The sequence below is a fragment of the Microbacterium sp. MAH-37 genome (assembly GCF_009758255.1).
Taxonomy (GTDB): domain Bacteria; phylum Actinomycetota; class Actinomycetes; order Actinomycetales; family Microbacteriaceae; genus Microbacterium.
Map to the genome: position 1 here is coordinate 48,719 of NZ_WSEN01000002.1, position 14,934 is coordinate 63,652.

12 protein-coding genes are annotated in these 14,934 nt (G+C 68.0%); 6 read left to right on the forward strand and 6 right to left on the reverse strand.

Annotated elements, in window-relative coordinates:
* Nucleotides 1–384: 384 nt before the first annotated feature.
* From GON06_RS00695 to GON06_RS00705, 3 genes are read right to left on the reverse strand one after another with little or no spacing between them, the layout of a single operon-like run.
* Nucleotides 385–1,191, reverse strand: coding sequence for a prolipoprotein diacylglyceryl transferase (locus GON06_RS00695; RefSeq protein ID WP_332837030.1), 807 nt, complete (start codon nt 1,189–1,191; stop codon nt 385–387).
* A 1-nt stretch (nt 1,192) separates the two neighbouring features.
* Nucleotides 1,193–1,507, reverse strand: coding sequence for a hypothetical protein (locus tag GON06_RS00700; protein ID WP_157310357.1), 315 nt, complete (start codon nt 1,505–1,507; stop codon nt 1,193–1,195).
* A 23-nt stretch (nt 1,508–1,530) separates the two neighbouring features.
* Complete coding sequence (locus GON06_RS00705) at nt 1,531–3,162, reverse strand: radical SAM protein (RefSeq protein WP_232528014.1); 1,632 nt, start codon at nt 3,160–3,162, stop codon at nt 1,531–1,533.
* A 165-nt stretch (nt 3,163–3,327) separates the two neighbouring features.
* On the opposite strand from GON06_RS00705, the gene GON06_RS00710 reads away from it, so the two are divergent.
* Complete coding sequence (locus tag GON06_RS00710) at nt 3,328–3,810, forward strand: FBP domain-containing protein (RefSeq protein ID WP_157310359.1); 483 nt, start codon at nt 3,328–3,330, stop codon at nt 3,808–3,810.
* Nucleotides 3,811–3,813: 3 nt separating this feature from the next.
* Here the strand turns inward: GON06_RS00710 and GON06_RS00715 are convergent, their stop codons facing one another.
* Genes GON06_RS00715 through GON06_RS00725 form a run of 3 tightly spaced genes read right to left on the reverse strand, consistent with a single transcriptional unit; the run spans nt 3,814 to nt 8,012 of the window.
* The gene (locus GON06_RS00715; protein WP_332837031.1) at nt 3,814–4,854 is read right to left on the reverse strand and encodes a LacI family DNA-binding transcriptional regulator; all 1,041 of its coding nucleotides are present in this window, start codon (nt 4,852–4,854) and stop codon (nt 3,814–3,816) included.
* Between the two features lie 9 nt (nt 4,855–4,863).
* Nucleotides 4,864–6,987, reverse strand: coding sequence for an alpha-galactosidase (locus tag GON06_RS00720; protein ID WP_157310361.1), 2,124 nt, complete (start codon nt 6,985–6,987; stop codon nt 4,864–4,866).
* Nucleotides 6,984–8,012, reverse strand: a complete 1,029-nt coding sequence (locus tag GON06_RS00725; protein WP_157310363.1) for a LacI family DNA-binding transcriptional regulator — start codon at nt 8,010–8,012, stop codon at nt 6,984–6,986. The genes GON06_RS00720 and GON06_RS00725 overlap by 4 nt, the downstream gene beginning before the upstream one ends.
* A 278-nt stretch (nt 8,013–8,290) precedes the next feature.
* Here GON06_RS00725 and GON06_RS00730 point away from each other — a divergent pair, with 278 nt between their 5' ends.
* From GON06_RS00730 to GON06_RS00750, 5 genes are read left to right on the forward strand one after another with little or no spacing between them, the layout of a single operon-like run.
* Nucleotides 8,291–9,619 carry an ABC transporter substrate-binding protein gene (locus tag GON06_RS00730; protein ID WP_157310365.1) on the forward strand — a complete coding sequence of 443 codons (1,329 nt, stop codon included), beginning with the start codon at nt 8,291–8,293 and terminating at the stop codon, nt 9,617–9,619.
* 43 nt (nt 9,620–9,662) lie between these two features.
* Nucleotides 9,663–10,625, forward strand: coding sequence for a carbohydrate ABC transporter permease (locus GON06_RS00735; RefSeq protein ID WP_157310367.1), 963 nt, complete (start codon nt 9,663–9,665; stop codon nt 10,623–10,625).
* Entirely contained in the window at nt 10,622–11,518 is an 897-nt protein-coding gene (locus GON06_RS00740; RefSeq protein WP_157310369.1) for a carbohydrate ABC transporter permease, read from the forward strand. The genes GON06_RS00735 and GON06_RS00740 overlap by 4 nt, the downstream gene beginning before the upstream one ends.
* Nucleotides 11,515–13,977, forward strand: coding sequence for a glycoside hydrolase family 2 protein (locus tag GON06_RS00745; protein WP_232528017.1), 2,463 nt, complete (start codon nt 11,515–11,517; stop codon nt 13,975–13,977). The genes GON06_RS00740 and GON06_RS00745 overlap by 4 nt, the downstream gene beginning before the upstream one ends.
* On the forward strand, nt 13,974–14,927 hold the full coding sequence (locus GON06_RS00750; RefSeq protein ID WP_442923165.1) for a glycoside hydrolase family 113: 954 nt from the start codon (nt 13,974–13,976) through the stop codon (nt 14,925–14,927). The genes GON06_RS00745 and GON06_RS00750 overlap by 4 nt, the downstream gene beginning before the upstream one ends.
* Nucleotides 14,928–14,934: the final 7 nt, after the last annotated feature.

Genomic DNA, 14,934 nt, shown 5'->3' on the forward strand with positions numbered 1-14,934 from the left:
ACGCTGCGACCCCGATGAAGAAGAGTGCGGCGACGGAGCCGCACGTGATGCCGAGGATCTTGCCGGTACTGCTGGGCGCCGGCGGGGGACCGGGCTGCGGGTATCCCGGCGGATAGCTTTGCGGCGGATACCCGGACTGGTCGGAGGGAACGCCGGGTGGCTGCGGATACCCGGGCTGCGGAGGCGCAGGCTGCGGAGGCGCAGGCTGCCCCGTGGGCGGCGGGAACCCGGATGGCGGCGGGAATGCGGACGGGTCCGCGGCCGGAGCAGGGGGAGTCGGTGGCGCAGGCGGCGGCAGCGCCGGGCCCGCCGGCGGCTGCACCTCCCACGAAGGAGGCGCCGGCGGCTGCGCCGCCGGGTCGTTCGCAGGATCCTCAGGCGTGCTCATGCGGGCACCGTCCTCTCCACCGAAGGCGCCGCCGTGGCGCGGAACCGCCCGCGGCGCAGCATCCAGACGATCCGCGCCGCGAGCAGCGGGATCGTGACCAGCAGGAACAACTGGGGGCGGGTCAGCCCCATCCAGGCGATGTCGTTGCCGCGCACGAACTCGACGAGGAAGCGGAAGATCGCGTACCCGGCGATGTACAGCGTGAGGGTCTCGCCGGCGGCGATCGGGCGGTGCCGCAGCCAGAACCACAGCACCGCGAACGCCAGGGCCTGGAAGACGATCTCGTACACGAAGCTCGGATGCAGCGGCACCCCGGCCACCGAGCCGGTGCGGGCGGCCGCCTCCGCGTCGAGCACGATGCCCCAATCACCGCCGGTCGGCGTGCCGGGGCGCTCGGTGAGCAGGCATCCGATCCGTCCGATCACCATCGCGAGCGCGAAGGCGGGCGCGAACAGGTCACCGGTGCGATCGGGGTACTTCACGATCTTCTTCGCGACGTGAACGCCGAGCCAGGCGCCGACCATCGCCGAGAGCACCGAGGCGTTGCCTCGGAGCAGCTGCTCGCCGAGGCTGAGGTTCTTCGACGGATCGAGGTGCTGGGCCCAGGTGCCCAGCCGCGACATCACGGCGGCACCCACCATCGCGCCCATCACCAGGTAGACCAGCCGCGGATCGGTCACGCCCCGGCGGCGGCGCTCTACGAGGAAGACCACTCCGGCGGCGAGCATGCCCAGCGCGACGAACACCGAGTGCGTGCCCAGCGGGGGCAGCCACGGCGCGATGTCGTGCAGGGTCGGGAACACGTCAGCCTCCCAGCATCCGCATCCAGAGCATGACCCAGAACGGAATCGCGACGGCTGCGGCGACGGCGATCACCGAGAGGTACGCGAGCACCAGGCGGGTGTCGCCCAGCTTGCAGCGCGAGCGCAGCAGGCCGCCGCGGCGGGCCTTCGCGTAGCCGGCGATCGCGATCAGCGCGAAAGCCAGCACGGCGATGGGGCCGAGGACGCAGGAGATCAGCGCGATCGTCGTGAACACGCACAGGCGCAGCGGGTCGAAGGGCTTGGCGTCCGGCACGGACGGATCGCGCTGGTTCAGATGGGTGTAGTCGTGGGTCATGCGCGTCGTCTCGCTTCGCTCGCTCAGCGTCCGAGTACCGGGAGTCGCGTGCGCCCGCCTGTCTCGCGCACGTCGGTGGTCGATTCGGCGGGGCGGCCCGTCGCCGTCGAGATGCGGGTGCGGCTCAGTGGTGCCCAGGCCTGCAGCGCGCAGAACGGCGCGCACTGGTGCGCGCTCGTCTCCTCGTTCACGGTCGCCACGTGCACGCAACACTGGGTGAGCCGCTCCTCGATCATCGTGTTGATGTCCATGAACGGCTTCACCGTGATGCGCAGCACGCGGTCTGCGAGCATCGCCCGCATCCGCTTGTGCTGACCGGGCAGCTTCGACGCGGCGAGCGTCGCGAGGGTGCCGACGCCGAGATCGCAGTTCACGCAGATGTCGCGCCAGATGTCGCCCATCGACGGATGCGACAGCGACGACTGCTCGCTGAGCAGGTCGAGCAGCGAGTTCTTCACGACATCGCGGATCGCCTTGTTGACGTTCGAGTCCGCGATGCGGTTCGCGAGGAGGTCGGGGTTCAGATCGAGGAACTCCTTCAGTCGCTCGTGCCCGATCAGGCCGACCAGCGACTTCCAGTCGCCGGAGTCGTCCTTGAGGAAGTAGCCCACCGAGCAGCAGTGCGGATGGCTGCACGGCAGAGCGGTGAGGTCCTGCCAGGTGATGTCGCCGTCGGTCTGCGGGCCGAGCCTGGCGAGCACGCCGGTGTGCGTCAGGCGGTCGTCCGGATCGATGCCGGCGGAGCGGCCCGAGCCGAACACGGGCTGGATCGTGACCCCGCCGACGTAGGGCGTCGCCTGTGCCCTGCGGATGACGGCGCCGATCTCGTGGTCGTTCACCCCGAGGGTCGCGGTCATCGTGAGCGTGGTGAACACACCGGCATCCGCCAGCCGCTCCAGCGCGCGCTCCTTGAACCGGCGGATGTCGGCGCCGCGATGGAACGCGACCGAGCCGGCCTCCTCGCCGTCGTACTGCAGATACACCTCGACCCGCTCGCGATGCTTCTTCAGGAACGCGACGAACTCGTCGTCGTTCGCGATGCGCAGGCCGTTCGAGTTCAGCAGGATGCGCACGATAGGGCGGGCGACCAGATGCTCGATGAGCTGCTCCAGCCACGGATACAGCGTCGGCTCACCACCGGACAGCATGAGCACGTCGATGCGGTCGTTCTCACGACTGAGCTTCGCGTCGACGGAGGCCAGCACCTCTGCCAGGGGGGCCACGGCGGCCATCGCCGGGCTCGACTCGGCGAAGCAGGTCGGGCACTTCAGATTGCAGTGGTCGGTGATGTCCTCGAGCAGGATGCAGGTGTGCTGCGTCTGCATCTCGGGCAGGCCGTCCTCGAAGGCCTGCGGCACCGGCTTGAAGTTGCCCGCCGTGTCGGGGGTGTGCACCTTCGTCGGCGCCGTCCACTGCTCGAGGTACCGCAGGATCTCGGCGTTCTCGTCGTACATCGTCGAGATGAGACCGTGTTCGGGGCACCCGCGCTCCAACCACACGGTGCCGTCCCGGTCGGCGAGCCAGCCCGACAGCCTTCGCACCTCGGAGAGAGGCTGATCCGGCTTCTCCTCATGGCACCGCGGGCAGAACGCGTTCACATAGCGGTGCACGCGGTAGTCGCGCAGCGGCATCCCGGTTCCGGCAGACGGCGTCATGCGTTCACCCTAGTGGGGAGGCGTAGACTCTCCGGGTGCATTTCGTGAAGGTGGTCGTCGGCGCATCGCGCGCCGGCGGCAGAGGCTGACGATCAGCCGGCGGCGGAACTCCCGTCACCGGTGCTTCATCGCACCCATTCACCTCATCTCATAGAAGGCACCTTCATGCTTCCCCTCGACGAGCGCGCGATCCGCGCCTCCTTCCTCAACGCCTCCCGCAAGGAGGCCGCATCGCTCACCCTGCCCGCCGACTTCGACGAGACCGACTTCTCCGTTCTCGACTACTTCGGTTGGTTCGACCCCAAGATGCCCAAGCGGGCGTACGTGATCACCGAGATCGACGACCGTCCGGTCGGCGTGCTGCTGCAGCGCACCGAGAACCGGGTCGTGCGTCGCGCCCAGTGCTCCTGGTGCGACGATGTGACGCTCCGCAACGACGTGCAGTTCTTCTCGGCACGCAAGACCGGCGCCGCCGGCCGCAACGGCAACACGATCGGCACCCTGGTGTGCGCGAACTTCGGCTGCTCGGCGAATGTGCGCCGTCTGCCCCCGCTCGCATACGAGGGCTACGACCGTGAGCTCGCGCGTGACCTCCGGATGCTGCGCCTGCGCGAGCACGTCGCGTCGTTCATCGCCGAGCTCGGCTGACCCTCAGCCGACGGGAACCGGGCCGATCGACTCCCGGCTGATCAGGGAAGGCGTCGAGTCGAGGAACGGCTTCGGCTCGGCGCCGCTCTGCACGTCGAACAGCCGGCGTGCGGCGTGGGCACCGAACGCGACGACGTCGTGGCTCAGCGCCGAGAGCTTCGGCACGACGTGCTGGCAGATCAGCGAGTCGTCCCAGGCGATCACGGAGACGTCGTCCGGACAGCGCAGCCCCGCCCGCGCGAAGGCGCCCAGCGCGGCGACGGCCATGATGTCGTTGTCGTAGACGAACGCCGTGGGGCGGCCATCCGACGCGAGCGCCTGCTCGGTCGCCTCGGTGCCCTGCTCGGGCGAGTAATCGGTGCGCAGCAGCACGGCGTCGCACCCGAGCTTTGCGGTCTCGTCGAGGAACGCCGCATCACGGATCTGCGTGTGTGCGAGGGCCGAGAGACCCGCCACCCTGGCGATGCGGCGATGCCCGAGCGAGGCGAGGGCGCGCACGGCCTCGCGCATCGCCTGGGCGTCGTCGGTCCACACCGTGGTGAGCCCGGGGGCCGCCGACGGGTCGGCGACGGCGACGGCGGGGAACTCCGGATGCTCCGCGAAGTACGCGGCGCGCGGGTCGTCGACACGGAGATCGACCAGGAGGGTGCCGTCCACGCGCTTGGTGGTACGCCAGCGACGCAGCGTCTTGAGCTGGCTGGCTTCATCGGGTGCGACCTGCAGCAGTAGACCGTACCCGCGCGGGGCGAGCTCGGTCTCCATGCCGGCGATGAACTGCATGTAGAAGGACTCCACACCCAGGTTCTTCGGATCGCGCGCGAGCACCAGACCGAAGCTGTTCGAGGTCGTGGTCTTGAGCGCCTTGGCCGCGGCACCCGGTACCCAGCCGAGCTCGTCGGCCACCAGCAGGATGTGCGCCCGGGTGCGTTCGGACACGCCCTTGCGACCGTTCAGTGCGAACGAGACCGCGCCCACGGAGACGCCGGCGCGCTCTGCGATCTCGGCCACTGTGACGGTGTGCTTGGTGCTCGAACCGGAACTCACTGTCGTACCTTAGACCGCTTCCACGTGCAGCACGAATGCCTGAACCGGCCAGAGCGTCGGCAGCTGCAGCCCGACCTCGGTCAGGACTGAACCGGGCAGCTCGATCTCTCCGACGGTGAACCATTCCGGGGCGATCCAGCCGTACGCCGCGCTGCCGATCTCACGCCGCACCCGGACACGGTACCGTCGCTGCGGAGACAGCCCGGTGAGCTGCAGGCGCTCCGCTCGGGCATCCTCGAGGCTGGCCACTGTGGCCACGACGTAGACGGACGCCTCCTCGGTCGTGAACCCGGTCACCCGCCACGCGGGATCGCGCAGATCGGGATGCACGGTGCGGCCGGTGTGCACGATCGGACGCAGCTCCTTGTACAGGGCGGCGAAGCGGGCGATCGCCTCGAGATCCTCGTCGGAGCAGCCGAGGATGTCCCATTCGAGTCCGGCGGAGCCGGTCAGGCTCGTCGCCATCCGGTACGACAGCGCGGTCGCCCGACCCGAACTGTGCGACTCGGCCGGCCCCACATGCGCGCCGACGAGCTCTGGCGGCAGCAGCAGGCTCGTCCAACGCTGGATGTCCGCCCGTTCGACCGGGTCGTTCGAATCACTGGCCCACACCCGGTCGGCATGCGCGAGAATGCCGAGATCGGTGCGCGCACCGCCCGACGAACACGACTCGATCTCCAGACCGGGATGCGCGACCTTCAGCTCGTCGAACAGGCGATACACCGCCAGCGTCTGCGCGTGCACGCCCGGACGCCCGTCGTGCATGCTCTCGATCAGGTCGCGGTTATGGTCCCACTTGATGAAGTCGATCCCCAGCTCTGCGACCAGTGCCGACATCTGGCCGAGCACGTGGGCAAACGCTCCAGGATCGGCGAGGTCGAGCACGAACTGGCTGCGCCAGGACAGCCGTGGATCATGGTCGAGGTGCCGCACGTCGTGCAGCAGCCATTCGGGGTGCTGCCGGGCGAGATCGGAGTCGAGACTGACCATCTCCGGCTCGAACCACAGGCCGAACTGCATGCCCAGTGCGTGCACGCGCTCGGCCAGCGGAGCGAGCCCGTCCGGCCACACCGATCGATCGACGACCCAGTCGCCCAGGCTCGTCGTGTCGTCGCGTCGCCCTGCGAACCAGCCGTCGTCGAGGACGAACCGCTCGACCCCGACGGCGGCGGCCTGCTCGGCCAGGGCGGTCACCTTCGCCGGATCATGGTCGAAGTACACCGCCTCCCAGGTGTTGAGCACGAAGGGCCGAGAAGAGCGCGGATGCTGCGCTCGCGCGCGAAGCATTATGTGGAACGCCGCGGCGATGCCGTCCAGACCGGTCTCGGAATACGCGAACAGCGCCGGAGGCGCGGTCAGCTCATCGCCGGGGGCCAGCACCAGCTCGCCAGGGCGTAGCAGCTCCCCACCGCCGAACTGCGTGACGGAGTCGGTGATCCGGTCGATGCGGTAGGTGACGTCGGCGGCCCAGGCCACGTGCGCGGCCCACGCCCGCCCCGATTCCCAGCGATGCCGGCCCTCGGCGGCGACGAGCATGGTCGGCGCGTCATGCCCCGGCCGCCCTCGACGGGACTGCCGCACGGTCGACCCGGCCGGGATCTCTGTGAACACCGGTCGCTTCTCGCGGGTCCAGCGTCCGTCGAAGGTGAGCAGCCGGTCGGCACTCGTCGGCACCGGCAGGATGCTCTCCAGCCAGTCCACCTCCACGGCATCCGATCCGTCGTTGCGCAGGGTCTGCGCGACCTGGACCACGCCACCGGCGCCGATCTCGATGCTGATGGTGAGGCGCAGGTCCGCCGCGTCGTCGACCGCCGTGAACGCGGCGCGAGCAGCGGATGCCTCGGTCTCGGTCACGTGCCATCTGGGGCGCAGCTGCACGCCGTCGCGGCGCAGTTGCAGCCCCGGCCTACCGCTCCAGCCCTCGGCCTCCTGCGGTGACAGATTCACCTGCCAGGCGGCATCGAGCGTGCCGGGCGCGGTCTGCCGCGAGAGCGCGGCGCGCAGGGCGCCGTCGTCGAACGGCGCGTCGCCCAGCGGCGCGCCCCAGTGCAGCACGCTGGGCAGCTGCTGCGTGGCCGGGTCGATCACCATCGCGACGCCGTGCGCCTCGATGTGGATGAGGGGAGGGGTCATCGTTCCTCGTCTCCAGGGGAAGGGGGTCTTTCGCCGCTGCCGCGCTCGATGAGCCAGGTCGGCAGCTCTACCCGACGGGTGAAGCCGGTGGGATCGGCGATGCGCTCCATGGCCAGCATCGCGGCCCTCCGCCCGAGTTCCACAGGGTCGTACGACACCACGGAGACGCCGAGCACGTCCGCAGTGTCGAAGTCGTCGAATCCGATCAGCGCAGGTTCCGCACGCCCGGGGCGGGCGCGGAACGCCCGGAGAGCACCCACCGTCATCCTGTTGTTGCCGGCGAAGATCGCGGTCGGTGGATGCTCGCCGTCGAGCAGCCCGCCGATCACCTCCTCCGGGCGCAGATCGCGGTCGTCGATCAGTCGTTCCAGGTCGCCGGTGTCGGTGATGCCGCGTGCGGCCATCGCCTCACGGTAGCCGCGCAGCCGCTCCTGCTGGCTGTAGACATCGGCCGGATTGCAGGCGTATGCGATCCGACGATGTCCGAGGGCGAGCAGGCGCGACGTCGCCTCCCGCGCTCCCTGCCGGTTCTCGAGCACGATCGCATCTGCGACCAGATTGCGTGCCGGCCGATCGATCGCGATCATCGGGGTGCCCAGCTGGCGCTCGACCTCGAGATGCGATTGATCGCCGGCGACCGGGATGATCAGCAGCGCGCCCACCCGCTGCGCGAGCAGGGTCTCGGCGACGCGCTCCTCGCCCTCGGCGGTGTCGTCGGTGGTCGCCACCAGGAGCGAGAAGCCGTTGCGGCTGAGCTCGGCCTCGATGCCGGCCGCCACCTTGTAGTAGAACGGGTTGCTCAGATCGCCCATCAGGAAGCCGAACGTCTGCGAAGCGCCGCCCTTGCGCAGTGTGCGCGCGAGCGCGTTGGGGCGGAATCGGAGCCGCTTGGCAGCGCTCAGCACCCTCTCCACCGTCTCGGCCGACACGACGTCGGGGTTCGCGTACACGCGCGACACGGTCTTCGAACTGACCCCGGCCAAGCGGGCGACGTCGTCGAGCGTCGCTCTCTGCTGCACTGCCATCGTCGCTCCTTCGTCCGGGGCCGCACGGTGAGCCTAACAGTCGCATCGTGGTGTGTCCATCGAAGGACATTCAGTAGACATTTCTGATCTTGCGGGGTCGCGTGGAGTGATAGAAGATCCAGTTCAAAGCGATTTATATCAACCCTGCGGGTCTTAGAAGAGCGTGAGACAGCACAGACATTTAGTTGCGTTTCATGTGACCTTGAGCCTACGGTTGCAGCACTGCCCCGCTGGGGCCGTGCCCGGTTTCAAGGGTGAACCTGACAAGGAGTCCACACATGGCGAAGAAGGCAGTGGCAGCAGCAGCCGCGATCGCTGCGGCCGCGATCGTGCTGAGCGGATGCTCGGCCGGCGGCGCGAACGATCCGGAGAACACGATCGACGGCGAGGTGAAGGGCGAGATCACCGTCCTGACCAACCGCACCGACCGCGTCGACGACGGGACCTTCGAGACGTACGCGAAGGAGTTCAACAAGAAGTACCCCGACGTGAAGGTCAAGTTCGAGGGCGTCGACGACTACGACAACGCCATGAAGACCCGCCTGAACGGAGACAAGTACGGCGACGTCCTGGCGATCCCCGCGCAGGTCAAGCCGGGACAGTACGACCAGTTCTTCGAGCCGCTCGGCAAGACCAGCGACTTCGCCGAGAAGTACCGCTGGACCGAGAAGGCCACCTCCGGTGGCGAGCAGTTCGGCATCGTGACCGCCGGCAGCGCGAACGGCATCCTCTACAACAAGGCCGTCTTCGAGAAGGCCGGCGTCACCGAACTGCCGAAGACCGAGGACGAGTGGCTCGCGGCGATGAAGAAGGTCAAGCAGAGCACCGACGCGGTGCCGCTGTACACGAACTACAAGGACGGCTGGCCGCTCGGGCAGTACAACGGCAGCATCGGCGCCATCACCAACGACGTCAACGGCGGAGTGAGCATGGCCGAGAACGATGCGCCATGGACCGAGGGGGGCGAGAAGGGCACCGACATCTACGCCCTCGACAGCTTGATGTACGACACCGTCGCCGCCGGCCTGACCGAGTCCGATCCGCTCTCGACCGACTGGGAGGGATCGAAGACCCAGATCGCCGAGGGCAAGATCGGCGCGATGATCCTGGGCTCGTGGGCAGTCATCCAGATGAAGCAGGCCGCCGAGAAGGTGGGTGCGAACCCGGATGACATCGGATACATGGCCTGGCCGTCGAACATCGACGGCAAGCAGTATGCCGTCACCGACGGCGACTACGCGCTGGCCGTCAGCAAGCACTCGAAGAGCAAGGCGGCCGCCTGGGCTTGGATCCAGTGGTTCGTCGAGGAGTCCGGCTACGCCGAGAACGAGGGCATGATCAACACCGTCAAGGATGCCGACGCACCGAGCTACCTCACCGACCTCCAGGATGCCGGAGTCGAACTGATCTCGCCTGCCCTCGCCCCCGAGGGCAAGGAGAGCCTGCAGAAGGACATCGCGAACGACGCCGGCATCGACCTGTTCGGCCAGGTCTACCGCCAGAAGCTGATCGATATCGCCCGCGGCGCAGCCGACGGTGACAAGGACAGCTACTTCGCCGAGCTCAACAAGAAGTGGGGTGCTGCGGCGGAGAAGAACGCCGAGTAAGCAGCATCCCCTTCCGCAGCAAGAAAACCGACGGAGCATTCCCATGGCGATCACCGCAACGACGAACGCACGCGTGGAAGACTCTGCAACCCCCGTGCGGGGGCGCGGCTCGCGAGAGCCTCGCCCCCGCACGGGCCGGCGGCGGATCTTCACCAGCCTCACCCCGTGGCTCTTCCTCGCGGCGGCGGTGGGACTGCTCCTGATGCTCACCTACTGGCCGGCGCTGAACCTCTTCTACTACAGCGTCACCGACTGGGACGGCATCGACCAGACCAAGAACATCGTCGGCCTCGAGAACTACATCGAGGTGTTCACGAACCCTGAGATCTTCCAGGTGTTCTTCGTCAGCCTCTACTACTTCGCCGCCACGTTCGTGCAGATCGGGCTCGCGCTCTACTTCGCGACGATCCTGAGCTTCAGCACCCGGTTCCAGAACATGTGGCGCGGCATCATCTTCTTCCCTTACCTGGTCAACGGCGTGGCCATCGCCTTCATGTTCCAGTACGTGTTCCAGCAGGGCGGCACGCTCGACATCATGCTCAGCTGGTTCGGCGTCACCGATCCGCCGATGTGGCTCGGCGACCCGGCCATCGCGAACTGGTCACTCGCCAGCACCTCGGTGTGGCGCTACACAGGCCTGAACTTCGTGCTCTTCCTCGGCGCGATCCAGTCGATCCCGTCCGAGCTGTACGAGGCGGCCGAGATCGACGGCGCCTCGAAGTGGCAGCAGTTCTGGACGATCATCGTCCCCGGCATCCGCCGCGTCGTGGTGCTCAGCCTCATCCTCGCCATCTCGGGCTCGCTCGCAGCCTTCGAGACCCCGTTCATCATCACCGGCGGTGCGAACGGCACAGCCACATTCGTGATCAAGACCGTGCAGGAGGCGTTCGTCTTCAGCCATGTCGGCCTCGCCTCGGCGATGGCGGTCGTGCTCCTGATCATCGTGCTGCTGGTCACCTGGATCCAGCGAAAGCTCTTCCCCGACGAGAAGGTCGAACTGTCATGACCGCCACGACGACGCAACAGACCGTCAACCCGCGCGGAACGCGCGGCAGGACCGTGGGGATGGAGGGATTCCGCATCCGCCGGGTCTCTGCGGCGACCGCGAAGTACCTCAGCCTGATCATCGCGGCCTTCTGCACCTTCCTGCCGATGATCGCGATCCTGTTCGCCAGTTTCAAGCCGGCCGCCGAGTACGCCAAGACCTCGGCGCTGACGCCGCCGAGCGACTGGCTGAACTTCGACAACTTCGTGCGCGCCTTCGTCGACGGCGACATGCTCGAGGGCCTGGTGAACACGGCGATCGTGCTGGCTGTCTCGCTGGTCGCGACGATCTTCATCGGCAGCATGGCCGCCTACGCAATCGACCGGTTCACCTTCCACGGCAAGAACATGGTGATCGCGCTGTTCATGATCGCCACCCTGGTGCCCTCGGTGACCTCGCAGGTCGCCACCTTCCAGCTCATCAACGGGCTCGGTCTGTACGACACCAAGGCCGCGCTGATCCTGCTCTTCTCCGGTACGGACATCATCGCGATCTACCTGTTCATGCAGTTCATGGCCTCCATTCCGCACTCGCTCGACGAGGCCGCGATGCTCGACGGCGCGAACCGCTGGACCATCTACTGGCGCATCATCCTGCCGCTGCTCAAGCCCGCCATCGCCACTGTGATGATCATCAAGGGCATCGGCATCTACAACGAGTTCTACACGCCGTTCCTCTACCTGCCCTCGGAGGGCGTCATCTCGACGACGCTGTTCAACTTCAAGAGCGCGACGAACTCCGCCTGGGAGGTCATCGCCGCCGGCACGATCCTCGTCATCATCCCCTCTCTGATCGCCTTCCTCTTCCTGCAGAAGTGGATCTACAAAGGCCTCGCGGCCGGAGCTGTCAAATGACCCTCGTCAACACCATGCCCCACGTCTCGTCCCGCCGGGAACTGCACTCTGGCTGGAGCCTGAGCGCGACCGCCGGTCCGGTGCCGGACTCCATGGGAGCACTCGCGGCCGTGCCGGCGGTAGTGCCCGGATGCGTGCATGTCGACCTGCTCGCCGCGGGCCTGATCCCCGACCCGTACCTGGACGACAACGAGGCACTTCTCGCCTGGATCGGCCTGGTCGACTGGACCTACACGACGACGTTCGAGTGGTCGCCCGACGGCCATGAGCGGCACGATCTGGTCTTCGACGGCCTCGACACGGTCGCGACCGTGCGCGTGAACGGGCGAGTCATGCTCGAGGCGGCGAATCAGCACCGCTCCTACCGGATCGACCTTCGCGACGTGCTAATGCCCGGCGCGAACATGATCGAGGTCGCTTTCCGCTCGCCGATCAAGTACGCGAACGCGCAGAGCCTGGAGTTCGGGGCGCGTCCGCGGCCCTACCCGCTGCCCTACGAGGCCATCCGCAAGTCGGCCGCCAACTTCGGCTGGGACTGGGGCATCGCCACCTACACCTCCGGGATCTGGCGGGCCGTCCGGCTGGAGTCGTGGTCAGTCGCCCGCATCGCCGAGGCGCGGTTCGCCGCGGCTCCCGCCGGCGAGGGCGGCCGGGTGGACATCGCACTGACGATCGAAAGGGCGGATGCCACGAAGGCGCTCTCCGCACGGGCATCCGTCGCCGGTACCGCGACCGAGATCCCGGTCGCGGGCGATCGCGCGAGCGTGACGGTCGAGGCGGCAGACGTCGATCGCTGGTGGCCGGTGGGGCATGGCGAGCAGCCGCTCTATGCGGCGTCCGTCGCTCTTCGTGCAGGCGACCAGGTCCTCGATGAGGTGACCAGGCGTATAGGCTTCCGCACGATCGCATGGGATACAGCCCCCGATGCCGACGGTACGCCGTTCACCCTGGTCGTGAACGACCGCCCGATCTTCGTGAAGGGCGTCAACTGGATCCCCGACGATGCGCTGCCGGTGCGGGTCGACCGCGCCCGCTACGAGCGCCGGCTGCGTCAGGCGGTCGCCGCGAACCTCAACCTGGTCAGGGTGTGGGGCGGGGGAATCTACGAGGCCGACGACTTCTACGAACTCTGCGACGAACTGGGACTGCTGACCTGGCAGGACTTCCTGTTCGCCTGCGCCGCGTACCCGGAGGAGGAGCCGCTGCGGGGCCAGATCGAGGCGGAGGCGCGCGAGAACATTGTGCGGCTCTCGTCGCACGCGTCACTGGTGCTGCTCACCGGCAACAACGAGAACCTGTGGGGGCATGAGGACTGGGGATGGAAGACCTCCCTCGACGGCAAGTCCTGGGGTGCGTACTACTATCACGAGCTGTTCCCGCAGCTGGTGTCAGAGCTCGCCCCGCACCTGCCCTACAGCCCCGGCAGCCCGTTCAGCCCCGGCGGCGAGCACCCGAACGCCGAGTCGCACGGCACCATGCACCTGTGGGAGCAGTGGAACCGGCGCGACTACCTCACCTACGCCGAGCATCGCCCCCGCTTCGTGGCCGAGTTCGGCTGGCAGGGCCCGCCGACGTGGTCGACGCTGGTGCGCTCGGTGTCGGACGCTCCGCTCACACCTGAGTCGCCGGGCATGATCGTGCACCAGAAGGCGATGGAGGGCAACACCAAACTCACGAACGGCCTGCTGCCGCACTTCCGCGTACCTGCCGACATGGAGAGCTGGCACTGGGCGATGCAGCTGAACCAGGCGCACGCCGTGCGCTTCGCACTCGAGCACTTCCGCGCTTCGGCCCCTCACACGATGGGTGCCGTGATCTGGCAGCTCAATGACTGCTGGCCCGTGACTTCGTGGGCGGCGATCGACGGGGACGAGCGGCTGAAGCCGCTCTGGCACGCGATCAAGAACGCGTTCGCGCCGAGGGCGGTGTCGGTCCAGCCACGCGACGAGGGTCTCGCCGCAGTGCTGTCGAACGACTCGGCTGACGACTGGTCCGGGGAGCTGGTCGTCCGCCGAATCTCCTTCGACGGCTCGGAACTCGCCGCGCAGCGGGTCGCGTTCTCGGTGGCACCGTGGGGTTCGGCGACGGTCGGGATCGACGCCACCGTCACGACGCCGGGGGATGCCGCGGCGGAGCTGATCGTCGCGGATGCCGGTGAGCGAGGCTTCCGGTTCTTCACCGAGCCCCGCGACTCCGTGCTCGCCGCGGCCGAACTGTCGTTCGAGACGGCCGTCGTGGCCGGCGGCACCGAGGTGCGGGTGACGGCCTCGAATCTCGTCCGCGATCTGTCGCTGCTGGTGGACAAAGCCGACGAAGCGGCGTTCACGGAGGATGGGCTCGTGACCCTGCTGCCGGGTGAGACGGCGACGTTCACCGTGCGGCATGAAGGTCCGATCGACCCGGCGTCGCTGATCTCCGAGCGAGTCGTCCGCACCGCGAACGAGCTGGTAGCCCGGTGACCGCGGCTCTGGCCGGCGAGTATGTCGCCGGGATGACCTGGGGGTGGACCGGCATCCGCGGCACGTGGGCCACGCCCGCGGCATCCGAATCGCTGGCGAGAATGGCCGACCACGGCGTGAACTGGACGGCGATCGCTTACGCGGTCGAGCAGGCAACGGCGCAGTCCACCGAGCTGCCCTGGGATCAGGCGCCCACGGTGACCGAGGACGAGATCATCTGGGCGATCCGCGAGGCGAAGTCGCACGGGCTGAAGGTGTGCCTGAAGCCGGTCGTGAACGTCAGCGACGGCACCTGGCGCGCGTACATCGGGTTCTTCGACTGGGACGTTCCGGGCGAGCCGACCTGGGGGCAGTGGTTCGTGGCGTACACCGAGTTCATCCTGCACGCGGCCCGGATCGCCGAGGCCGAGGGCTGCGAGATGCTCTGCATCGGCTGCGAGATGGTGCGTGCGGACTCGCGCGAGAGCGAATGGCGGGCGCTGGTCGCGGCCGTGCGCGAGGTGTACTCGGGCGTGATCGCGTACAACTGCGACAAGTACCAGGAGGACCACGTCACCTGGTGGGACGCCGTCGACGTGATCACCGCGAGCGGGTACTACCCGATCGACCGCTGGGACGCCGAGCTCGATCGCATCGAGCAGGTGGTGGATGCCGCCGCTAAGCCGTTCTTCTTCATGGAGGCCGGCTGCCCATCCCGCGTCGGCTCCGCCGACCTGCCCAACGACTGGAATCTCGTCGGCACGCCGTCGGGCGAGGAGCAGCTGCGCTACTACCGCGCGATGTTCGACGCCTGCGACGCCAGGCCATGGATGCGCGGATTCATGCTGTGGGACTGGCCGCCGGTGCTGTACGCCGAGGCGGATGCCGCGGAGAGCGACGACTACTGCCCCTACGGCAAGCCCGCCGGCGCGTACGTGCGAGAGAGGTACCTCGCCACGAGGACCGCTTGACACCCCC

Coding starts and splice junctions, on each gene's coding strand:
- GON06_RS00730 (WP_157310365.1), top strand. CDS start 8,291: ATGGCGAAGAAGGCAGTGGCAGCAGCAGCCGCGATCGCTGCGGCCGCG.
- GON06_RS00705 (WP_232528014.1), bottom strand. CDS start 3,162: ATGACGCCGTCTGCCGGAACCGGGATGCCGCTGCGCGACTACCGCGTG.
- GON06_RS00720 (WP_157310361.1), bottom strand. CDS start 6,987: ATGACCCCTCCCCTCATCCACATCGAGGCGCACGGCGTCGCGATGGTG.
- GON06_RS00725 (WP_157310363.1), bottom strand. CDS start 8,012: ATGGCAGTGCAGCAGAGAGCGACGCTCGACGACGTCGCCCGCTTGGCC.
- GON06_RS00735 (WP_157310367.1), top strand. CDS start 9,663: ATGGCGATCACCGCAACGACGAACGCACGCGTGGAAGACTCTGCAACC.
- GON06_RS00740 (WP_157310369.1), top strand. CDS start 10,622: ATGACCGCCACGACGACGCAACAGACCGTCAACCCGCGCGGAACGCGC.
- GON06_RS00710 (WP_157310359.1), top strand. CDS start 3,328: ATGCTTCCCCTCGACGAGCGCGCGATCCGCGCCTCCTTCCTCAACGCC.
- GON06_RS00700 (WP_157310357.1), bottom strand. CDS start 1,507: ATGACCCACGACTACACCCATCTGAACCAGCGCGATCCGTCCGTGCCG.
- GON06_RS00745 (WP_232528017.1), top strand. CDS start 11,515: ATGACCCTCGTCAACACCATGCCCCACGTCTCGTCCCGCCGGGAACTG.